General features: G+C 63.5%; 18 protein-coding genes and 1 tRNA gene. 17 read left to right on the plus strand and 2 right to left on the minus strand.

Going from position 1 to position 22,104, the window contains the following annotated elements; all coding sequences use genetic code 11:
• Nucleotides 1-13: 13 nt before the first annotated feature.
• The 9 genes from QF031_RS05085 to rplL all read left to right on the plus strand — a co-directional run bounded on the left by QF031_RS05085 (nt 14) and on the right by rplL (nt 6,557).
• Nucleotides 14-86 (plus strand) — tRNA-Trp (locus tag QF031_RS05085).
• Between the two features lie 82 nt (nt 87-168).
• The gene (gene secE / locus QF031_RS05090; protein WP_142133076.1) at nt 169-453 is read left to right on the plus strand and encodes a preprotein translocase subunit SecE; all 285 of its coding nucleotides are present in this window, start codon (nt 169-171) and stop codon (nt 451-453) included.
• Nucleotides 454-568: 115 nt separating this feature from the next.
• Nucleotides 569-1,381: a transcription termination/antitermination protein NusG gene (nusG, locus tag QF031_RS05095; RefSeq protein WP_307424976.1), complete on the plus strand. Its 813-nt coding sequence runs from the start codon at nt 569-571 to the stop codon at nt 1,379-1,381.
• A gap of 128 nt (nt 1,382-1,509) precedes the next feature.
• Nucleotides 1,510-1,941 (plus strand): 50S ribosomal protein L11, encoded by a 432-nt coding sequence (gene rplK, locus QF031_RS05100; RefSeq protein WP_018760472.1) that lies wholly within the window; start codon nt 1,510-1,512, stop codon nt 1,939-1,941.
• A gap of 182 nt (nt 1,942-2,123) precedes the next feature.
• A complete protein-coding gene (gene rplA / locus QF031_RS05105; RefSeq protein WP_307424978.1) occupies nt 2,124-2,831 on the plus strand; it encodes a 50S ribosomal protein L1 in 708 nt (235 codons plus the stop codon).
• 121 nt (nt 2,832-2,952) lie between these two features.
• The gene (locus QF031_RS05110) at nt 2,953-4,083 is read left to right on the plus strand and encodes a GNAT family N-acetyltransferase (RefSeq protein WP_307424981.1); all 1,131 of its coding nucleotides are present in this window, start codon (nt 2,953-2,955) and stop codon (nt 4,081-4,083) included.
• A 22-nt stretch (nt 4,084-4,105) separates the two neighbouring features.
• Complete coding sequence (locus QF031_RS05115) at nt 4,106-5,224, plus strand: GNAT family N-acetyltransferase (protein ID WP_307424984.1); 1,119 nt, start codon at nt 4,106-4,108, stop codon at nt 5,222-5,224.
• A gap of 296 nt (nt 5,225-5,520) precedes the next feature.
• A complete protein-coding gene (gene rplJ, locus QF031_RS05120; protein WP_018769122.1) occupies nt 5,521-6,102 on the plus strand; it encodes a 50S ribosomal protein L10 in 582 nt (193 codons plus the stop codon).
• A gap of 77 nt (nt 6,103-6,179) precedes the next feature.
• Nucleotides 6,180-6,557, plus strand: coding sequence for a 50S ribosomal protein L7/L12 (gene rplL, locus QF031_RS05125; RefSeq protein WP_188570819.1), 378 nt, complete (start codon nt 6,180-6,182; stop codon nt 6,555-6,557).
• 112 nt (nt 6,558-6,669) lie between these two features.
• Here the strand turns inward: rplL and QF031_RS05130 are convergent, their stop codons facing one another.
• Together QF031_RS05130 and QF031_RS05135 are read right to left on the minus strand one after the other, a co-directional pair.
• The gene (locus QF031_RS05130; protein ID WP_307424988.1) at nt 6,670-7,167 is read right to left on the minus strand and encodes an aminoacyl-tRNA deacylase; all 498 of its coding nucleotides are present in this window, start codon (nt 7,165-7,167) and stop codon (nt 6,670-6,672) included.
• Nucleotides 7,167-8,366, minus strand: coding sequence for an acetyl-CoA C-acetyltransferase (locus tag QF031_RS05135; RefSeq protein WP_307424991.1), 1,200 nt, complete (start codon nt 8,364-8,366; stop codon nt 7,167-7,169). Before QF031_RS05135 ends, QF031_RS05130 begins: the two co-directional genes overlap by 1 nt.
• Before the next feature lie 218 nt (nt 8,367-8,584).
• Between QF031_RS05135 and QF031_RS05140 the strand changes: the two genes are divergently transcribed.
• The 8 genes from QF031_RS05140 (at nt 8,585) to QF031_RS05175 (ending at nt 22,019) form a co-directional block, all read left to right on the plus strand.
• Nucleotides 8,585-9,082: a hypothetical protein gene (locus QF031_RS05140; RefSeq protein WP_307424993.1), complete on the plus strand. Its 498-nt coding sequence runs from the start codon at nt 8,585-8,587 to the stop codon at nt 9,080-9,082.
• A 308-nt stretch (nt 9,083-9,390) separates the two neighbouring features.
• Complete coding sequence (gene rpoB / locus QF031_RS05145; protein ID WP_307424996.1) at nt 9,391-12,900, plus strand: DNA-directed RNA polymerase subunit beta; 3,510 nt, start codon at nt 9,391-9,393, stop codon at nt 12,898-12,900.
• Between the two features lie 105 nt (nt 12,901-13,005).
• The gene (locus QF031_RS05150; protein ID WP_307424999.1) at nt 13,006-16,905 is read left to right on the plus strand and encodes a DNA-directed RNA polymerase subunit beta'; all 3,900 of its coding nucleotides are present in this window, start codon (nt 13,006-13,008) and stop codon (nt 16,903-16,905) included.
• A gap of 347 nt (nt 16,906-17,252) precedes the next feature.
• Nucleotides 17,253-17,627 (plus strand): 30S ribosomal protein S12, encoded by a 375-nt coding sequence (gene rpsL / locus QF031_RS05155; protein ID WP_011692814.1) that lies wholly within the window; start codon nt 17,253-17,255, stop codon nt 17,625-17,627.
• 1 nt (nt 17,628) lies between these two features.
• Nucleotides 17,629-18,099, plus strand: a complete 471-nt coding sequence (rpsG, locus tag QF031_RS05160; RefSeq protein ID WP_003803829.1) for a 30S ribosomal protein S7 — start codon at nt 17,629-17,631, stop codon at nt 18,097-18,099.
• Between the two features lie 69 nt (nt 18,100-18,168).
• The gene (gene fusA, locus QF031_RS05165) at nt 18,169-20,283 is read left to right on the plus strand and encodes an elongation factor G (RefSeq protein ID WP_307425004.1); all 2,115 of its coding nucleotides are present in this window, start codon (nt 18,169-18,171) and stop codon (nt 20,281-20,283) included.
• Between the two features lie 250 nt (nt 20,284-20,533).
• The gene (gene tuf / locus QF031_RS05170) at nt 20,534-21,724 is read left to right on the plus strand and encodes an elongation factor Tu (RefSeq protein ID WP_018760460.1); all 1,191 of its coding nucleotides are present in this window, start codon (nt 20,534-20,536) and stop codon (nt 21,722-21,724) included.
• Nucleotides 21,725-21,890: 166 nt separating this feature from the next.
• Nucleotides 21,891-22,019 carry a hypothetical protein gene (locus QF031_RS05175; protein ID WP_307425006.1) on the plus strand — a complete coding sequence of 43 codons (129 nt, stop codon included), beginning with the start codon at nt 21,891-21,893 and terminating at the stop codon, nt 22,017-22,019.
• Nucleotides 22,020-22,104 lie beyond the last annotated feature (85 nt).

Consider the following 22,104-nt stretch of genomic DNA (forward strand, 5'->3'; position numbering starts at 1 on the left):
GCTTTCACTCCATAGGGTAGTGGCGCAATTGGTAGCGCAGCGGTCTCCAAAACCGCAGGTTGCAGGTTCGAGTCCTGTCTGCCCTGCGCAAGCTGTTCCGGGCGAGAGCCCGGGGCAGGCGCAGCAACCATGGTTCTGATCAGGGCCGGGTAATCCACCATTGCAAAGATGAGCGAGGACCAGGTGACCGAAACAGCTGCCAGCAGCTCCAAGGGCCGCCCAGCTAAGAAGGAAGCCAAGGCAAACTTCTTCGCCCGCATTGCACTCTTTGTCCGCCAGATCATCGGCGAACTGAAGAAGGTCGTTGCCCCCACCCGCAAGGAACTGATCAACTACACGCTCGTGGTGCTGGTGTTCGTGGCCATCATGATGGTCATCGTCAGCCTGCTGGACATAGGTTTCGGAACCGCTGTCAGCTGGATCTTCGGCGGTACCGGCTCCAAGGACAGCTAAGGCTGCACGGTCCGCAGGCCGCGTGTTCCGCCCGGGAAAACCGGAAGGATGCACCGGCGTGCGGAATTGAGCCATTTAAATAGGCATGTTAGGCAATGAGGAAGCAGGAGACCAAGTGTCTGAGCAGGAGCTCGAGGTAACCGAGACTGGGCTGGAAGAATCCCCGGACGTCACGGCAGAAGCCGGCGAAGAGTCCGAGGTTGAGTCCTCCGCGCCCGAATCCGACGACGCCGCCTCCGACGTTGCCGACGCAGACGCTGCCGACGCTTCAGAAGCCGGCGACGAAGAGACCGACGCCCTTGCCGCCGCGGCAGCCACTGCAGCTGCGGATCCCGCCGAGGAGTTCAAGGCCAAGCTGCGCCGCCAGGAAGGTGACTGGTACGTCATCCACTCCTACGCCGGTTACGAAAACCGCGTGAAGGCCAACCTTGAAACCCGCATCCAGACCCTGGACATGGAAGATTACATCTTCGAAATCCAGGTGCCCATGGAAGAGGTCGTGGAGATCAAGAACGCCCAGCGCAAGGTGATCAACCGCGTCCGCATCCCCGGCTACGTCCTGGTCCGCATGGACCTGACCGACGCTTCCTGGGGCGCCGTCCGTCACACCCCCGGCGTCACCGGCTTCGTGGGCAACGCCCACAACCCGGTTCCGCTGCGCCTGGACGAGGTCTTCTCCATGCTCGCCCCTGTCTTCGAGGAAGAGCAGGCCGAGAAGGGCAAGCCGGTCAACAAGCAGAACCAGACCCCCGTGGCCGTGGACTTCGAGGTCGGCGAGTCCGTCATCGTCAAGGAGGGCCCGTTCGAGACCCTCCCCGCCACGATCTCCGAGATCAAGCCCGAGTCCCAGACCCTCGTGGTGCTGGTCTCCATCTTCGAGCGCGAAACGCCCGTCACCCTGGCGTTCAACCAGGTCACCAAGATCTGAGAATCCTAGAATTCGTTCCGGCGCCGCCCGCTTAGCGGCACCGGAACGGCCGGCCGCCTTGCCATGGCGGCCAAAAACCTGAGGCACGCTCCTGTGCCCCAGAACGTTATTGAGAGAAGGACCCTACATTGGCTCCCAAGAAGAAGGTCACCGGCCTCATCAAGCTGCAGATCCAGGCAGGTGCCGCCAACCCGGCCCCGCCGATCGGTCCTGCGCTTGGCCAGCACGGTGTCAACATCATGGAATTCTGCAAGGCGTACAACGCTGCGACGGAAGCCCAGCGCGGAAACGTCATCCCCGTGGAAATCACGGTCTACGAGGACCGTTCCTTCACGTTCATCACCAAGACCCCGCCGGCCGCAGAGCTCATCAAGAAGGCTGCAGGCGTTGCCAAGGGTTCATCCACCCCGCACACCGTCAAGGTTGCCAAGCTGACCCAGGCCCAGGTCAACGAGATCGCCTCCACCAAGATGGAAGACCTCAACGCCACCAGCCTCGAAGGCGCAGCGAAGATCATCGCCGGCACCGCCCGCTCCATGGGCATCACCGTCGAGGGCTAATACCCCATACCGCTGTCCAGCGCCGGAGTAATTGACGACGACGGGCGGCACCGCCGGGGTACCGGCACCAAAGAAAATTCAAGCGTTGGCCATCTCGGGCCGGATAACGAGCCGGATTGGCCGACTGTGGCAGGGCCCAGCGCGGTCCGCAGACCACAACTGCACAAGGAGAAATAAGCAGCATGGCAAAGCGCAGCAAAGCATATGAGGCAGCAGCCGCCAAGATCGACGCGGAGAAGCACTACGCACCGTTCGAGGCAATAACGCTGGCCAAGGACACCAACCCGTCCAAGTTCGACGCTACCGTTGAGGTCGCCTTCCGCCTCGGCGTCGATCCCCGCAAGGCTGACCAGATGGTCCGCGGCACGGTCAACCTGCCGCACGGCACCGGTAAGACCGCCCGCGTCCTGGTTTTCGCCACCGGCGACAAGGCTGAGGCCGCAATCGCAGCCGGCGCCGACTTCGTTGGTTCCGATGACCTGATCGAACGGATCGCCGGCGGCTGGACCGACTTCGACGCCGCCGTTGCCACCCCTGACCTCATGGGCAAGGTTGGCCGCCTCGGTAAGGTCCTGGGCCCGCGTAACCTGATGCCGAACCCAAAGACGGGCACCGTGACCCCTGACGTCACCAAGGCCGTCAACGACATCAAGGGTGGCAAGATCGACTTCCGCGTCGACAAGCACTCCAACCTGCACTTCATCATCGGCAAGGTTTCCTTCGACGCCGTGAAGCTGGCCGAGAACTACGCAGCCGCCCTGGAAGAGGTTCTTCGCCTCAAGCCGTCCGCTGCCAAGGGCCGCTACATCCAGAAGGCCACCGTGGCCACCACGTTCGGCCCGGGCATCTCCGTTGACCCCAACGTCACCAAGGTGCTCACCGAGGCGTAGTCCTTGATTGAAGTTCCTGCCCCGGACTGATTCCGGAGCACCCAAAGACCGCCCCGGCGCATTGCGCCGGGGCGGTCTTTTTGCCGGTGGACTTGTGCCACCGGTTGCCTAAGCTTGCTGCATGGGCCAACCGGGGCAAACTGATCCCTTACCTGCGCCGACACCTGATGACGTCGCGATTGCCGCCGTCGTCCTTCCGCCGCGGGGTGGCCGCGACGGGAGTAACGACGTGGGGCTGCCTGCGGAATTCCATGAATGCCAGGCCATGAAGGAAGCAGAGGCACTGGCTGTGTGGGGGAACCTGCAGTGGTGCCTTACGCCCGCCGAGGCGCTGGAATACTGGCGCGGCGACGCGTACGAGCAGCGGCAGCTGTTCCTGGCCCGGATCGCGGGGGAGCCGGCGGGGCTGTGTTCGGTGACACTTCCCTTGCGCGAGAATGTGGCCACGGCAGGCATTGACGTCCTGGTCGTTCCCCGCTGGCGGCGCAGGGGAGTGGGGCGTTCCCTCCTGAAGCACGCCGAAGCGGTGGCATGGACACGCGGCCGGACGTCCCTCGATTCCTTCCATGAAGTGCCGCTCAGTGCCCTGCCTGGGGAGGGCCGCGTGGTCGCCGCCAAGTCCGGCGCGGGGGTCCTGCCGCTCGATGACCCGGCCACCGCGTTCGCCGTCGCCGCTGGCTATGAGCTGGAGCAGGTGAAGCGGTCCAGCCGCCTTGCCGTGCCGGTCCCCGAGGACCTCCTCACAGGGCTTGCGACTGACGCACGCGCACTGTCGGGGGACTACGTCCTGACGGCGTGGGACGAGCACTGCCCGGAAGAGCTCGTAGCCGCCTATGCCGGGCTGCGGGCGCGGATGAGTACCGATGCCCCCACTGCCGGGATGGACTGGGAGCGCGAGGACTGGGACGTTGCCAGGGTCCGGGACGACGAACAACGGCAGGTCCGCAGCGGTGTGCAGTCCTGTGTGGCAACGGCGTTGTACAGGCCCACAGGTGAACTGGTGGCCTATACCGTCCTGGCCTGGCGCCCGCAGTTGCCGGAGTCGTTGGTCCAGCAGGACACACTGGTGGCGGGCGGGCACCGGGGCCACCGGCTGGGCATGCTGATCAAGGCGGCCAACCTCCGCCGGGTCCAGGACAGGTGGCCGTCGGCACGCTCGGTCCTGACATGGAATGCCAGCGAAAACCAGCATATGCTGGCGATAAATACCGCACTTGGATTCAGGCCTGCTGGCTATGAAGGTGAGTGGTAGAAACGGCTGGGATGATGCCCGAATGGCAATAGACGTTAAGATCGAGCAGCTCTGGATCCCCGACTCACTGGATACCCCGGACGCCGCAGACTTCCTGGCCGCCGTGGAAGTGGGGCGCAAAGTGCGGATGCAGACCTGGGGCAGTGACGATCTTGCCTACGGGCCGCTCGAGAAACTGCTGGAGTTCGCGGACCCGTATGAGCGCCAGCTGATTCTCGTGGCGAAGGTGGACGGTGCAATCGTCGGCACCGTGGACATTGCGCTGCCTCTGACTGACCATCTGGACCTTGCCGAGCTCACCCTGGACATCCTTCCGGATTTCCAGCGGCAGGGGGTGGGCCGGCGCCTGCTGGAGGCGGCCGAACAGCTGGCCCGGGGGGAGGGCCGCACCATGATCCTGGTGGACACGAACCACCCCGGCGCGTCGCTGCACGAATTCGAACGCGCCCAGCTGGTCCCGGGCACGGGGCAAGGCTTCGTGCCCCTGGAGAGCCGGGAGGTGGAGTTCGCCCAGAAGACCGGGTACACCCTCCAGCACATCGAGCAGTTCAGCTCGTGCGCCCTGCCGCTGGACTCCAAGGTGGTGGCCGAGCTGCAGGCTGAGGCGGATGCAGCCAACAACGGGCGCTACCGGCTGCACCACTGGACCGACCGCTGCCCGGACGGCTGGCTGGAGGCGGTGGCTGCGCTGGAGAACCAGGCGGGGGCCGACGTCGACGCTTCCTTGGATCCGCCGGTTGAGCAGGAGCTGGTGTTCGACGGCGGCATCCTCCGTGAGGCCGAGGAAGTGGCCATCGCGCAGGGCCGGCGGACAGTGGTCACCGCCGTGGAGCATATTGCCACCGGCTCGCTCGTGGGATTGACGACGATCACGGTGTTGGCACACCGGACAGACGTTGTGTTCCAGGACGACACCCTGGTCCTGCAGGAACACCGCGGCAACAAACTGGGCCTCCTGATCAAGGTGGCCAACATGGAACGGCTCAGCGAGCAGTTCCCGGATGCGCGCATCATCTACACGTGGAACGCGCCCGAGAACCGGTACCTTCTGACCGTGAACAAGCAGCTGGGGTTCCAGACGGCCGGGGTCACGGGTATCTGGCAAAAAGAGCTTCCCTCGCTGCATGCCAGCACCAGTTGACTCCCGATTTGGTGGACTGGCGGCGCCTCGCGTAAGCTGGAAGCACCAAAGACCGTCGGTTGTTGGAAATCCACTCTCCTGAACATGGCTCAACTCTGCAGTTGTGCGCTGGGGACCACAGTGGCTTTCCGGACGAAGGACCCTCAACGCAGGGCGGCCGGCGCAGGTGAACGAAGCAACGCTCCACGGTATGACCGTGTTGAGCCAAGCCCCGTGCATCTGCGCGGGGCGTTTTTAGTTTTAGCTCTCTTGAGCGGGGACCGTCGAATACCGGCACTATCCCCGGAAGGAGGGTTATGGCAACGCCTACCAAGGTTTCAGCAGTAGCTGAGATCACTAACGATTTCAAGGAATCGAACGCCGCTGTCCTGACCGAATACCGCGGGCTCACCGTTGCACAGCTCAAGCAGCTGCGTGTTTCTCTCGGCCAGGACACCAAGTTCGCGGTCGTCAAGAACACCCTGACCGCCATTGCAGCCAAGGAAGCCGGCGTCGAAGCATTCGACGGCCAGCTTGCCGGCCCCACTGCAATTGCGTTCATCAAGGGTGACGCAGTTGCCGCTGCCAAGAGCCTGACGGATTTTGCCAAGGCCAACAAGCAGCTGGTCATCAAGACCGGTTACTTTGAGGGCAAGGCGCTGGACGCCACCGAGGTTGCCGCACTGGCTGCCCTCGAGTCCCGCGAGCTGCAGCTCGCCAAGGTTGCAGGCGTCCTCAAGGCACCTGCCGCCGCAGCTGCACGCATCATCGACGCACTGCGCCTCAAGCTTGAAGAAGAGAACGGTGCACCGGCAGCTGCCGAAGCGCCCGCCGCTGAAGAAGCTCCCGCCGCCGAAGCTGAAGCTGCCGCTGAAGCTCCTGCTGCCGAAGAGAACTAATTCTCTTACCCCCACCAGACTCCGGTGTCAGCCCGGCCCCGTGCCGTTCGGACACCACAACAGGAAGGACGCCAACCATGGCGAAGCTCAGCAACGAAGAGCTCATTGAAGCTTTCAAGGAACTGACCATCATCGAGCTCTCCGAGTTCGTCAAGCTCTTCGAAGAGACCTTCGAAGTTACCGCTGCTGCTGTAGCCGTTGCCGGCCCCGCCGGTGGCGGAGCCGCTGAAGAGGTTGAAGAGAAGACCGACTTCGACGTCGTCCTCGAAGCTGCCGGTGACAAGAAGATCGCAGTCATCAAGGAAGTTCGCGCCATCACCTCCCTCGGCCTCAAGGAAGCCAAGGACCTGGTTGACAGCGCACCCAAGGCTGTCCTCGAAGGCGCCACCAAGGAAGCTGCCGAGAAGGCCAAGGAGCAGCTCGAGGCTGCAGGCGCCACCGTTACCCTCAAGTAACAACGCCTTTTCCTTCGGAAACCCCGTCCACGATTGTGGGCGGGGTTTCCTGCTTTAACCGGCGGCCCCCTCAGTTCTTGCCCACCAGCCCTGGTTGGGAGGACCGGCGGGATCAGGCGGGATCGCTGATATCCGCGACCACCGCGTCGAGGGCTGCTGTGAGTGCATCTGCGTCCACGAAGGCGCTGTAGCCGTGCGCGCCGGCCCCCATGGAGATGCGGCGGCCGCTGATCGAAGCATCGGCGTAGACGGGCCAGGGAGTGGTGCTGCCCAGGGGCGTGATGGTGCCACGCTCGAAACCGGTGGCCTCGAGCGCGGTCTCGGCCGGCGGCAGGGACAGCTTGTTGACGCCCACCAGCGCGCGGAGCTTGGGCCAAGAGATCTGCCGGTCGCCCGGAATCAGGGCGAACAGGAAGGTCCCGTCCTTGTGCTTGACCACCAGGGACTTGACGATGTCCGCGGGCCTGATGCCCAGGATCTCCGCGGCTTCTTCCAGGCTCTTCGCCGCAGACCGCTCCACCACGTCAACCTGCAGGCCGCGGGCTTTGGCGTCGGCCAGGAAGCGTTCCCGCCCGACGCCGTCCGTTCCGTTCCCGGCTGCGCCCGCCATCAGTCGCGGTACAGCAGGAGGGCTTCGCCCTGCCCGCCCCCGCCGCAGAGGGACACGGCAGCCTTGCCGGTCCCACGCCGCTTCAGCTCATGGGCGGCATGGGCTGCCAGCCGGGCTCCTGAGGCGCCGATCGGGTGCCCCAGGGCGATGGCCCCGCCGTGGATGTTGCACTTCTCGAGGGGGTAGTCCAGGTCCTTGAGTGACTGCACCGCGACCGAGCCGAACGCCTCGTTGATTTCAATGAAGTCAAGCTCGGAGGTGCTCCAGCCGGCCTTGCCAAGTGCATTCAGGATGGCGTTCGAGGGCTGGGAGTGCAGGGAGTTGTCCGGACCGGCTACCTGTCCCGGCTTGCCCACGACCGCAAGGTATCCCAGACCGTGCTTTTCCGCGTAGCCGCGGGACGTGAGGACCAGGGCGGCGGCGCCGTCGGACAGGGGAGAGGAGTTGCCTGCGGTGATGGTGCCGTCGGTAACGAAGGCCGCGCGCAGGCCGGCCAGCGATTCCACCGAGGTATTCGGGCGGACGCCCTCATCGGTATCCACCACCAGCGGCTCGCCCTTGCGCTGCTTGACGCTGACAGGTGCGATCTCGCCGTCGAACGTCCCGTTCTTTGCCGCAAGCGCGGCGCGCTGGTGCGACTGGGCGGCGACGTTGTCCTGGGACGTGCGGTCGATGCCCAGCGTGAGGTTCCGCGTCTCCGTGGACAAGCCCATGGACTGTCCGTCAAAGGCGTCGGTCAGGCCGTCATGGGCGGCAGCGTCCAGCGCCTGAATGGATCCGTACGTCCACCCCTGGCGTGATCCCGGAAGCAGGTGCGGGGCCCGGCTCATCGACTCCTGGCCGCCTGCCACCACCACCTCAGCCTCACGGGCGCGGATCATCCGGGCGGCGTCGATCACCGCCGTCAGGCCCGAGAGGCATACCTTGTTGACCGTTACCGCAGGCACGTTCCATCCGATGCCGGCGCTGATGGCGCTCTGGCGTGCCGGGTTCTGTCCGGCGCCCGCCTGGAGCACCTGGCCCATGATCACGGCCTCTACGTCGGCGGCCGCCACGCCGCTGCCTTCCAGCGCGGCCTTGATGGCGTGCGCACCGAGGTCCACAGCCGTGAGGCTGGAGAGTTGGCCGTTGATCCGGCCTTGCGGCGTCCGCGCCGCACCGAGGATGACAACGTCGCTGCTGTCAGGAGAGTTGCCCATGGTTACCACTTTCAATCCGGTTGCGGTGTAAGCCACCAAGGCTATCGTGACCCTGGTCACCCAACTATTCAAACGCTGGAGCGCCTATGTGCATTCCTGGCAGGGGAGTAGTCCCCACCGGCGCATTATGTACGACGGCGACAGCTTGCGTAGGGTGGACGGCGGATACTTCCGCAGGGGGACGGCAGGCCCGTGCCGGGAACGATTGGAGCAGCACCATGAGAAAAATCCTGGCCGCGGCGGCCTGCGTGGGCCTCGCCGGGCTTACCGCCTGTTCTGTTTCCGCCCCCGCGCCCGAAGCCGCTTCAACGATGCCGGCCCAGTCGGAGCCCGCCACAGCCCAGCCAGCCCGTCCCTCCGGTGACGCTGACAGCGGTACGGCCGCGCCGCCGTCGTCCGCTGCAGGGGGAGCCCGGGCAACCGGAACCAGGGAAGCCTGCCAGCTCTTCAACAAGTTGGTGGTGGACTACGGCGCCGTTTCACCCACCGATTCCAACGGCTACGAGGACGTCTACCTGAAGGCCCAGGACGCAACGGACGCTGTGTCCGGGGACCTCAGGGGCTTGTTCAGTTCCCTGGGCCTGCTGGCCCTGGACCGCTCTTCGGCTGCGGAGTCCGGTGGCAAACCGGCACAGGAATCCCAGGACGCGGTCCGGGACGCCGTCTTCGCCAACTCCGGCGCGTGCACCGCAGCCGGGGTAACGCTGCGGCTCTAGGCTCCGCGGGTAGTTGGCGGGTGGCCGGACATAAGGTGCTTGCAATCCGGCGGGATGTGGGGTAGACACGTAGGTTGTTTTGCCGTATCGTAGATATTTGCGTCTTCCCTGTTTACCTTCAGCCTTCATATAGCGGTGGGCTTCGCCCGACAGCTGGCAATCAACGTGCCGTAACAACGGTCACAGCATAGCCAGTTTCGGGTCCCGGGTCATATAGCGGAACCGGATGGTAGCGCTGCGGAGTCACTTCGCAGGGTGCACAGCGGGGGAGATCTGAAAACGCCTGAAGGTCTGTGGAAGGATCCCTCTTGGTCGCCTCGAGCACCTCTAATAACGAAACCGCTAACACTGCCGACAGCACTGATGGTGCCACTCGCCGGCTCTCATTCGCAAAGATTCACGAACCTCTTGACGTTCCGAATCTGCTTGCCCTGCAGACGGACAGCTTTGACTGGCTGGTCGGCAATGAGCGCTGGCAGGCACGCGTGGCAAAGGCTGTCGAAGAAAACGATCTCAGCGTCGCCACCACGTCCGGCCTGTCGGACATCTTCGAAGAAATCTCCCCGATCGAGGATTTCCAGGGCACCATGTCCCTGAGCTTCTCCGATCCGGAGTTCGCTGACCCCAAGTACACGATGGCTGAGTGCAAGGACCGGGACGCAACGTACTCGGCTCCGCTGTACGTCAAGGCCGAGTTCATGAACAACAACACGGGCGAAATCAAGCAGCAGACCGTGTTCATGGGTGACTTCCCGCTGATGACCGAGAAGGGCACCTTCGTCGTCAACGGCACCGAGCGTGTCGTCGTCTCCCAGCTGGTCCGTTCGCCGGGCGCCTACTTCGAGCGGGCCGCCGACAAGACCAGCGACAAGGACATCTTCACCGCCAAGATCATCCCGTCCCGCGGTGCATGGTTCGAGCTCGAGATCGACAAGCGCGACCAGGTCGGTGTCCGCCTCGACCGCAAGCGCAAGCAGTCCGTCACGGTCCTGCTGAAGGCCCTGGGCTGGACCGAAGGCCAGATCCTCGAAGAGTTCGGCCAGTACGACTCCATGCGAGCAACCCTGGAGAAGGACGCCACCGAAACCCGCGAAGACGCCCTGCTGGACATCTACCGCAAGCTGCGTCCGGGCGAGCCGCCCACCGTCGAGGCTGCCCAGTCCCTGCTGGACAACCTGTACTTCAACTCCAAGCGCTACGATCTGGCCAAGGTTGGCCGCTACAAGATCAACCGCAAGCTGGGCATCGACCGCTCCCTTGGCGACAAGGAAGCCTCCGTCCTGCACGTTGAAGACATCGTTGCCATGATCAAGTTCCTCGTTGCGCTGCACGCCGGCGAGAAGACCATCAAGGGCACCCGCGATGGCCAGGAAGTGGACCTCCGCGTCGAGATCGACGACATTGACCACTTCGGCAACCGCCGCATCCGCGCCGTCGGCGAGCTCATCGAGAACCAGGTCCGCACCGGCCTGTCCCGCATGGAGCGCGTCGTCCGCGAGCGGATGACCACCCAGGACGTCGAGGCCATCACGCCGCAGACCCTGATCAACATCCGCCCGGTGGTGGCAGCCATCAAGGAGTTCTTCGGGACGTCCCAGCTGTCGCAGTTCATGGACCAGAACAACCCGCTGTCGGGCCTGACCCACAAGCGCCGCCTGTCGGCCCTTGGCCCCGGTGGTCTGTCCCGTGACCGCGCCGGCATGGAAGTCCGTGACGTGCACCCGTCCCACTACGGACGCATGTGCCCCATCGAAACCCCTGAAGGCCCCAACATTGGCCTTATCGGTTCGCTGGCATCCTACGGACGCATCAACCCGTTCGGCTTCATCGAGACCCCGTACCGCCTGGTCAAGGGCGGCGTCGTGTCCGACGACGTCCAGTACCTGACGGCCGACGACGAGGCTGAGGTCCTGATCGCCCAGGCCAACGCACCGCTGGACGAGAACAACCAGTTCTCCGAAGACACCGTGCTGGTCCGTGCCCGTGGTGGTGGAGGCGAGCCCGTCCTGGTTCCGGCCGAGGACGTTGAGTTCATGGACGTTTCCCCGCGCCAGATGGTGTCCGTGGCTACGGCCCTGATCCCGTTCCTGGAGCACGACGACGCCAACCGCGCACTCATGGGTGCCAACATGCAGCGCCAGGCTGTGCCGCTGGTCCGTTCCGAGGCCCCGTTCGTGGGCACCGGCATGGAGCGCGCCGCCGCTGTGGACGCCGGCGACGTCGTCATCGCCAAGAAGGCCGGTGTGGTCACCGAGGTTTCCGCCGAGCTCGTCATTATGCTCAACGACGACGGCACCGAGACCAACTACCGCATCAACAAGTTCGCCCGCTCCAACCAGGGCAACTGCTACAACCACCGCGTGCTCGTGAACGAAGGCCAGCGCCTGGAAGTTGGCGGCATCATCGCCGACGGCCCGGCAACGGACCAGGGTGAACTGGCACTGGGCAAGAACCTGCTCGTGGCATTCATGTCATGGGAAGGCCACAACTTCGAGGACGCCATCATCCTCTCGCAGCGCATCGTTGCCGAGGACGTCCTTTCCTCCATCCACATCGAGGAGCACGAGATCGATGCCCGCGACACCAAGCTTGGTGCCGAGGAAATCACCCGTGACATCCCCAACGTGTCCGAGGAAGTCCTCGCAGGCCTGGACGAGCGCGGCATCATCCACATCGGTGCCGAGGTTGAAGCAGGGGACATCCTGGTCGGAAAGGTCACCCCGAAGGGTGAAACCGAACTGACCCCGGAAGAGCGCCTGCTGCGCGCCATCTTCGGCGAGAAGTCACGCGAAGTGCGCGACACCTCCCTGAAGGTGCCCCACGGCGAGTCCGGCACCGTCATCGGCGTGCGCGTCTTCGACCGCGACAACGACGACGAGCTGCCCCCGGGCGTGAACCAGCTGGTCCGCGTGTACGTGGCCGCCAAGCGCAAGATCACCGACGGCGACAAGCTCGCCGGCCGCCACGGCAACAAGGGTGTTATCTCCAAGATCCTCCCGATCGAGGACATGCCCTTCCTTGCCGACGGCACCCCCGTTGACATCGTCCTGAACCCGCTGGGTGTTCCGGGCCGTATGAACGTTGGCCAGGTGCTCGAAACGCACCTCGGCTGGGTTGCCAAGACCGGTTGGAAGATCGAAGGCGAACCCGAGTGGGTCAAGCAGCTGCCCAACCTGCCGCGCGAAAGTGGTCCCACCACTGTTGCAACGCCGGTGTTCGACGGTGCCCGCGAAGAGGAAATCACGGGCCTGCTGGATTCCACCAACGTGACCCGCGATGGTGACCGCCTGATCAACTCCTCGGGCAAGACCCGCCTGTTTGACGGCCGCTCCGGCGAGCCGTTCCCGGATCCGATCTCGGTCGGCTACATGTACATCCTGAAGCTCCACCACCTGGTGGACGACAAGATCCACGCGCGCTCCACCGGCCCGTACTCCATGATCACCCAGCAGCCGCTGGGTGGTAAGGCACAGTTCGGTGGCCAGCGCTTCGGTGAAATGGAAGTGTGGGCGCTCGAAGCTTACGGCGCCGCCTACACGCTCCAGGAACTCCTCACGATCAAGTCCGATGACATCCATGGTCGTGTGAAGGTCTATGAAGCGATCGTCAAGGGCGAGAACATCCCCGAGCCGGGCGTTCCCGAATCCTTCAAGGTCTTGATCAAGGAAATGCAGTCGCTGTGCCTGAACGTGGAAGTTCTTTCCACGGACGGAACCACAATTGAAATGCGTGACTCTGATGACGCAGTCTTCACGGCTGCGGAGGAACTGGGCATCGATCTGTCTCGTGCAGAGCCCAGCTCCGTAGAAGAGGTCTAGCAGGTAAGTGTTCGACGGCGGGTGCGCACCCGCCGTCGTACGCCGCCTCCCTCATCCCGCACCTAAGACTTCAGAATTTAGAGAACAAGAGAGAACAGGGACCATATGTCCAGCGAATCCTCCTTCGGCCTCATGCAGATCGGCCTCGCCACCGCGGAAGACATCCGCGGCTGGTCGTACGGCGAGGTTAAGAAGCCGGAAACCATCAACTACCGCACGCTCAAGCCCGAGAAGGACGGCCTCTTCTGCGAGAAGATCTTCGGCCCGTCCCGGGACTGGGAATGCTACTGCGGCAAGTACAAGCGCGTGCGCTTCAAGGGCATCATCTGTGAGCGCTGTGGCGTCGAAGTCACCCGCGCCAAGGTCCGCCGTGAGCGCATGGGCCACATCGAATTGGCCGCCCCCGTCACGCACATCTGGTACTTCAAGGGTGTTCCGTCCCGCCTGGGCTACCTCCTTGACCTGGCCCCGAAGGACCTCGAAAAGGTCATCTACTTCGCTGCCTACATGATCACCAGCGTCGACGAGGCTGCCCGCCACGAGGAACTGCCCAACCTGCAGGTTGAGCACGACATCGAGAAGAAGCAGCTGATCGACAACCGCGATGGCGACATCGCTGCAATCGCCCGCGACCTCGAAGGCGAAATCGCCCGCCTTGAGGGCGAAGGCGCCAAGGCTGCCGACAAGAAGAAGGCCCGCGACTCCGCTGACCGCCAGATGGCCAACGTCCGCAAGCGTGCCGACGCCGACATCGAGCGCCTCGAGCAGGTCTGGGACCGCTTCAAGAACCTGAAGGTCGCCGACCTCGAAGGTGACGAAGGCCTGTACCGCGAGCTGCGCGACCGCTACGGCATGTACTTCGAAGGCTCCATGGGTGCCGAAGCCATCAAGAAGCGCCTTGAGAACTTCGACATGCAGGCCGAGTCCGAATCCTTGCGCGACATCATCGCCAACGGCAAGGGCCAGCGGAAGACCCGCGCCCTCAAGCGGCTGAAGGTGGTCAACGCATTCCTGACCACCAACAACAGCCCGCTCGGCATGGTCCTCGACGCCGTCCCGGTGATCCCGCCGGAACTGCGCCCCATGGTGCAGCTGGACGGTGGCCGCTTCGCGACCTCCGACCTCAACGACCTGTACCGCCGCGTGATCAACCGCAACAACCGCCTCAAGCGCCTGCTTGACTTGGGTGCTCCGGAGATCATCGTCAACAACGAGAAGCGCATGCTTCAGGAAGCTGTTGACAGCCTCTTCGACAACGGCCGCCGCGGCCGTCCGGTCACCGGACCGGGCAACCGTCCGCTGAAGTCCCTGAGCGACATGCTCAAGGGCAAGCAGGGCCGTTTCCGCCAGAACCTCCTCGGCAAGCGCGTCGACTACTCCGGCCGTTCGGTCATCGTCGTCGGCCCGCAGCTGAAGCTGCACCAGTGCGGCCTGCCCAAGCAGATGGCCCTGGAGCTCTTCAAGCCGTTCGTGATGAAGCGCCTGGTCGACCTCAACCACGCCCAGAACATCAAGTCCGCCAAGCGGATGGTGGAGCGCTACCGCCCGCAGGTCTGGGACGTGCTCGAGGAGATCATCACCGAACACCCGGTGCTGCTCAACCGTGCACCTACCCTGCACCGCCTGGGCATCCAGGCATTCGAGCCGCAGCTTGTTGAAGGCAAGGCCATCCAGCTCCACCCGCTGGTTTGTGGTGCCTTCAACGCCGACTTCGACGGCGACCAGATGGCAGTCCACCTGCCGCTGAGCCCCGAGGCGCAGGCTGAGGCCCGCATCCTGATGCTGTCCTCGAACAACATCCTGAAGCCCTCCGACGGACGCCCGGTCACCCTGCCTTCGCAGGATATGATCATCGGCCTGTACCACCTGACCACCAAGCGCAAGGGGTCAGCCGGCGAAGGCCGTATCTTCGGTTCGGTCTCCGAGGCCATCATGGCGTTCGACGCCCGCGAGCTGCACCTGAACTCGCAGGTCAAGATCCGCCTCGAAGGCTTCGTGCCCTACGCAGGCTGGGAAGCTCCGGAAGGCTGGGAGCCGGGTCAGCCGGCCCTCGTCCAGACCTCCCTGGGCCAGGTCATCTTCAACGAGACCCTGCCCGAGGACTACCCGTGGGTTGAGGCTGTTGCCGACAAGGGCGAACTGTCCCGCATCGTCAACGACCTCGCCGAGCGCTACCCGAAGGTTGTCACCGCCGCAACGCTGGACAACCTGAAGGACGCCGGTTTCTACTGGGCCACCCGTTCAGGCGTCACCGTCGCCATCTCGGACATCGAGGTTCCTGCTGCCAAGCCGGAAATCCTTGCCGGGTACGAGGAGCGAGCCGCCAAGATCCAGGGCCAGTACGACAAGGGCCTGATCGACGACGACGAGCGCCGCCAGGAACTGATCGAGATCTGGAACAAGGCCACCAACGACATCGCTGCGGTGATGCGCGAGAGCCTGTCCCCGATGAACACCATCAACCGCATGGTGTCCTCCGGTGCACGTGGTAACTGGATGCAGGTCCGCCAGATCGCAGGTATCCGTGGCCTGGTGGCCAACCCGAAGGGTGAGATCATCCCGCGTCCCATCAAGTCCTCCTACCGTGAGGGCCTGTCGGTGCTGGAATACTTCATCGCCACGCACGGTGCCCGTAAGGGTCTCGCCGATACCGCCCTGCGCACCGCCAACTCGGGTTACCTGACCCGTCGTCTGGTGGACGTCTCGCAGGACGTCATCGTCCGTGAAGAGGACTGCGGCACCGAGCGCGGCCTGGTCACGCCCATCGCCGTCGCCGACTCCAACGGTGAGCTGGTCCTGGACGAGAACGTCGAGAACAGCGCCTACGCACGTACGCTGGCCGTCGACGTCGTGGACTCCGAGGGCAACGTCCTCGCGGCCGCCGGCACCGACTGCGGCGACGTGGTCATCGACGAGCTCTTCAAGGCAGGCATCACCGAGGTCAAGGTCCGCTCCGTACTCACCTGCGAGTCCAGCGTCGGCACCTGCGCCCTGTGCTACGGCCGTTCGCTGGCCACCGGCAAGACCGTGGACATCGGCGAGGCCGTGGGCATCATCGCCGCACAGTCCATCGGTGAGCCCGGTACCCAGCTGACCATGCGTACGTTCCACACCGGTGGTGCTGTTTCCGCCGGTGGTGGCGACGACATCACCCAGGGTCTGCCCCGTATCCAGGAGCTCTTCGAAGCCCGTACTCCGAAGGGTGTTGCGCCGATTGCTGAAGCAGCCGGCCGCATCACCATCGAAGAGTCCGAGCGCCAGATGCGCCTGGTCATAACCCCGGATGACGGCTCGGAAGAGATCGCCTACCCGGTCCTGCGCCGTTCACGCCTGCTGATCGAAGACGGCGACCACGTCGCAGTCGGACAGAAGCTGATCAACGGCCCGGTGGATCCCAAGCAGGTCCTGCGCATCATGGGCCCGCGTGCGGCACAGAAGTTCCTGGTGGACGAAGTCCAGGGCGTGTACCGCAGCCAGGGCATCGGTATCCACGACAAGCACGTCGAGGTTATCGTCCGCCAGATGCTGCGCCGCGTCACGGTCATCGAGTCCGGCGAATCGGACCTGCTGCCCGGCGAGCTCGCCGAGCGCAGCCGGTTCGAGGACGCCAACCGCCGCGTTGTGTCCGAGGGCAAGACTCCGGCTTCCGGGCGTCCCGAGCTCATGGGCATCACCAAGGCGTCGCTGGCCACCGAGTCCTGGCTGTCCGCAGCTTCCTTCCAGGAGACCACCCGCGTCCTGACGCAGGCGGCCATGGAGGGCAAGAGCGATCCGCTGCTCGGCCTCAAGGAGAACGTCATCATCGGTAAGCTGATCCCGGCCGGCACGGGTCTCCCGCGCTACACCGAGGTAACCGTCGAGCCCACTGAGGAAGCAAAGGCCAACCTGTTCACCGGCCCCAGCGCATTCAGTGACTTCTCGTACGACACCCTGGGCGGTGACGGAGCTCCCGAGTTCCACGCCATCCCGCTGGATGACTACGACCTGGGCAACGACTTCCGCTAAACCGGAATCCTGTTGTTGAGGCCCCGCCCCACCTGCTGTCCGGCAGGTGAGGCGGGGCCTTTCGCATACACCCAATTCAGTCGCAGGATCAAGCCGTGTTAGACTGTATCTAATTGTTTGTGTGGCAGTGGATGAAGGCCGCCGTGGCATCATTTTGGTTTTGTTCTCATGATGCCGGGTGTGAGCTTGTTTCCGGGTTGCGGGCTAGGTGCGCAACGAATGCCACGCTTTTGCACGCCTAAGTACGATTCAAGATATCCAGGCTGCAGGAACAACGCCAAAATCGGTGCAATGACGGTTCACCCCTCGATGTGCCGGTAGAGATCAAACCAACGGAGAACACGAGAGTGCCTACGATTAACCAGCTGGTCCGCAAGGGCCGCACGCCTAAGGTCAAAAAGACCAAGGCCCCTGCCCTGAACGGGAGCCCGATGCGCCGCGGTGTCTGCACCCGCGTCTACACCACCACCCCGAAGAAGCCGAACTCGGCTCTGCGTAAGGTGGCGCGTGTGCGCCTCAACGGCGGCGTGGAAGTTACCGCCTACATCCCCGGTGTTGGCCACAACCTGCAGGAGCACTCCATTGTGCTCGTTCGCGGTGGTCGTGTGAAGGACCTCCCGGGTGTCCGCTACAAGATCGTCCGTGGCGCCCTCGATACCCAGGGTGTGAAGAACCGTAAGCAGGCCCGCAGCCGCTACGGCGCAAAGATGGAGAAGAAGTAATATGCCTCGCAAGGGTCCGGCCCCCAAGCGGCCGCTCGTTTCGGATCCGGTTTACGGTTCCCCGCTGGTAACCCAGCTCATCAACAAGGTGCTCGTTGACGGCAAGAAGTCCACGGCAGAGCGCATTGTCTACGGTGCCCTCGAAGGCGCCCGCGCCAAGTCCGGCGGAGACCCCGTTGCAGCCCTGAAGAAGGCCATGGACAACGTCAAGCCTTCGCTCGAGGTCCGCTCCCGCCGTGTCGGTGGCGCCACCTACCAGGTTCCGGTTGAGGTCAAGCCGGGCCGCTCCACCGCACTCGCCCTGCGGTGGCTGGTCGGCTACTCCAAGGCCCGCCGCGAAAAGACGATGACCGAGCGCCTCCAGAACGAAATCCTGGATGCGTCAAACGGTCTCGGTGCCGCTGTGAAGCGTCGCGAAGACACCCACAAGATGGCCGAGTCCAACAAGGCCTTCGCACACTACCGCTGGTAATACTTCCCGCGCGCCGCCGGCTCAACCGAGCCGGCGGCGAACGTGTAGTCCATCCCAAAAGGAGACCCCGTGGCACAGGACGTGCTTACCGACCTTAGCAAGGTCCGCAACATCGGCATCATGGCCCACATTGATGCCGGCAAGACCACCACAACCGAGCGCATCCTGTTCTACACGGGTGTGAACCACAAGATCGGCGAAACGCACGACGGCGCGTCGACCACCGACTGGATGGAACAGGAAAAGGAACGCGGCATCACCATCACGTCTGCCGCCGTGACCTGCTTCTGGGAAAACAACCAGATCAACATCATCGACACCCCCGGCCACGTGGACTTCACGGTTGAGGTTGAGCGCTCCCTGCGCGTCCTCGACGGTGCAGTTGCCGTCTTCGATGGCAAGGAAGGCGTCGAGCCGCAGTCCGAGACTGTTTGGCGCCAGGCTGACAAGTACAACGTTCCGCGTATCTGCTTCGTCAACAAGATGGACAAGCTCGGTGCTGACTTCTACTTCACCGTAGACACCATCATCAGCCGCCTCGGCGCCAAGCCGCTGGTCATGCAGCTGCCCATCGGTGCCGAGAACGACTTCATCGGCGTCGTCGACCTGCTCTACATGCGTGCCCTGGTGTGGCCCGGCGATGCCAAGGGTGACGTCACCATGGGTGCCAAGTACGAGATCCGCGAGATCCCGGCTGACCTCCAGGAAAAGGCGGAGGAATACCGCTCGAACCTCGTTGAGACCGTAGCCGAGTCTTCCGAGGAACTCATGGAGAAGTACCTCGAGGGTGAAGAGATCTCGATCGACGAGCTCAAGGCCGGCATCCGCAAGATGACCATCAACTCCGAGCTCTACCCGATCTTCTGCGGTTCCGCCTTCAAGAACCGCGGCGTTCAGCCCATGCTCGATGCAGTTGTGGACTACCTGCCGAACCCGCTCGACGTTCCCCCGATGGTCGGTCACGACCCCCGCGACGAAGAGAAGGAACTGACCCGCAAGCCTTCCGCCGAAGAGCCGTTCTCGGCCCTGGCGTTCAAGATTGCGGCGCACCCCTTCTTCGGCCAGCTCACCTTCATCCGCGTGTACTCCGGTCACGTGGAAGCAGGCGCGCAGGTGGTCAACTCCACCAAGGGCAAGAAGGAGCGCATCGGCAAGCTGTTCCAGATGCACGCCAACAAGGAAATGCCTGTTGAGGGCGCTACCGCCGGCCACATCTACGCAGCCATCGGTCTGAAGGACACCACCACGGGTGACACCCTGTGCGACTCCGCCAACCAGATCGTGCTCGAGTCCATGAGCTTCCCGGAGCCCGTGATCTCGGTTGCCATCGAGCCGAACACCAAGGGTGACCAGGAGAAGCTCTCCACCGCCATCCAGAAGCTCTCCGCTGAGGACCCCACCTTCCAGGTGTCCCTCAACGAAGACACCGGCCAGACCATCATCGCCGGCATGGGCGAGCTCCACCTGGACATCCTGGTGGACCGCATGCGCCGCGAATTCAAGGTCGAGGCAAACGTGGGCAAGCCCCAGGTTGCCTACCGCGAAACCATCAAGCGCGCCGTCGAACGCCACGACTACACGCACAAGAAGCAGACCGGTGGTTCGGGCCAGTTCGCAAAGATCCAGATTGCCATCGAGCCGCTGGACACCGCCGAGGGCGAGCTGTACGAGTTCGAGAACAAGGTCACCGGTGGCCGCGTTCCCCGCGAGTACATCCCGTCTGTTGACGCGGGCATCCAGGATGCGCTGAACGACGGCGTCCTGGCTGGCTACCCGGTTGTCGGCATCAAGGCCACGCTGATTGACGGCGCGTACCACGATGTTGACTCCTCGGAAATGGCGTTCAAGATCGCCGGCCGTATGGCTTTCAAGGAAGCCGCACGCAAGGCGAACCCGGTTCTGCTCGAACCGCTGATGGATGTCGAGGTCCGCACCCCTGAGGAATACATGGGTGAAGTTATCGGTGACCTCAACTCCCGCCGTGGCCAGATGCAGTCCATGGAAGACGCACAGGGTGTCAAGGTCATCCGTGCGCACGTTCCGCTGTCCGGCATGTTCGGCTACATCGGTGACCTGCGCTCGAAGACCCAGGGCCGTGCTGTGTACTCCATGACGTTCAACAGCTACGCCGAGGTCCCGAAGGCTGTTGCCGACGAGATCATCCAGAAGACCCGCGGCGAATAGTCCTCGGACTTCTCAACGCGACAAACTCGGGTGCGCTTGCCGGTAACGGAAAGCACAGCCGGTGCAGGTGGCCGGGGACGGTTCACGCCGGTTTCCGGCCATCTGCACGAACAGGCTCTAGGGACTAGTATTAGTTCCTGAATCTGCAATTTCACCAATCCAAAGCCCCCCAAGTAGACTTACCTGAGTTTCTGCCGCGACAAAGAGCGGCGGAAGGGTATGTCATTTGAAAACGTTCTAGGAGGAACCTGTGGCAAAGGCAAAGTTCGAGCGGACTAAGCCGCACGTCAACATCGGCACCATTGGTCACGTTGACCACGGTAAGACGACGCTGACGGCCGCCATTTCCAAGGTGCTGTACGACAAGTACCCGACTCTCAACGAGAAGCGTGACTTCGCGTCGATCGACTCTGCACCCGAAGAGCGTCAGCGCGGTATTACCATCAACATCTCCCACGTGGAGTACCAGACCGAGAAGCGTCACTACGCACACGTTGACGCCCCCGGCCACGCTGACTACATCAAGAACATGATCACCGGTGCTGCCCAGATGGACGGCGCAATCCTCGTGGTTGCTGCTACCGACGGCCCGATGGCTCAGACCCGCGAGCACGTTCTTCTCGCCCGCCAGGTTGGTGTTCCCTACCTGCTGGTCGCGCTGAACAAGGCTGACATGGTTGATGACGAAGAACTCCTCGACCTCGTCGAAATGGAAGTTCGTGAGCTCCTGAGCTCGCAGGGCTTCGATGGCGACAACGCTCCCGTTGTCCGCGTCTCCGGCCTGAAGGCACTGGAAGGCGACCCCGAGTGGGTCAAGTCCGTTGAGGACCTGATGGCCGCAGTCGACGAGTCCGTTCCGGACCCCGTACGTGACCGCGACAAGCCGTTCCTGATGCCGATCGAGGACGTCTTCACCATCACCGGTCGTGGCACCGTTGTTACGGGCCGCGCCGAGCGTGGAACCCTCGCCATCAACTCCGAGGTCGAGATCGTTGGCATCCGCCCGGTCCAGAAGACCACGGTTACCGGTATCGAGATGTTCCACAAGCAGCTCGACGAAGCATGGGCCGGCGAGAACTGTGGCCTCCTGCTCCGCGGTCTGAAGCGCGACGATGTCGAGCGTGGCCAGGTTGTCGTCAAGCCGGGTTCCATCACCCCGCACACCGACTTCGAGGCTAACGTCTACATCCTCTCCAAGGACGAAGGCGGACGTCACAACCCGTTCTACTCCAACTACCGCCCGCAGTTCTACTTCCGTACCACGGACGTAACCGGCGTCATCACCCTGCCCGAGGGCACGGAAATGGTTATGCCCGGCGACAACACTGAGATGACCGTTGCGCTCATCCAGCCCATCGCCATGGAAGAGGGCCTCGGCTTCGCAATCCGCGAAGGCGGCCGCACCGTTGGTTCGGGACGCGTTACCAAGATCATCAAGTAGTACTTGCTGATCAAGGATCTGCAGGGCCACGGCCCACGCTGACTCCAAAGGAAAGCCCCGCTGCTTCAAGCAGCGGGGCTTTCCTTTTGCAGTGTCTCAGCCAAGTCCTGGCGATGTTGCCGCAACGGGCCCCTGATACTGTTGCAGCACTGAAAGGAGATCAATCATGGGATGGCTTATTTTCCTGATCATCGCGGTTGTGGTGGTGGCCGGGGTGTTCTGGGTCAAGAGGAATTTCCGGCACGAAATTGACCGGGCCAAGCGGATTAACAGGGCAAACAAAAACCAGCCCTGACGCGCACGGCAGCAGTTGCCGGTAGTCCTTATTCCTACTTTTCGGTACACCTAAATCGCGGTATCCTCGTAGTGACGCCCCAACG

Source organism: Pseudarthrobacter defluvii (assembly GCF_030816725.1).
Classification (GTDB): Bacteria; Actinomycetota; Actinomycetes; order Actinomycetales; family Micrococcaceae; genus Arthrobacter; species Arthrobacter defluvii_A.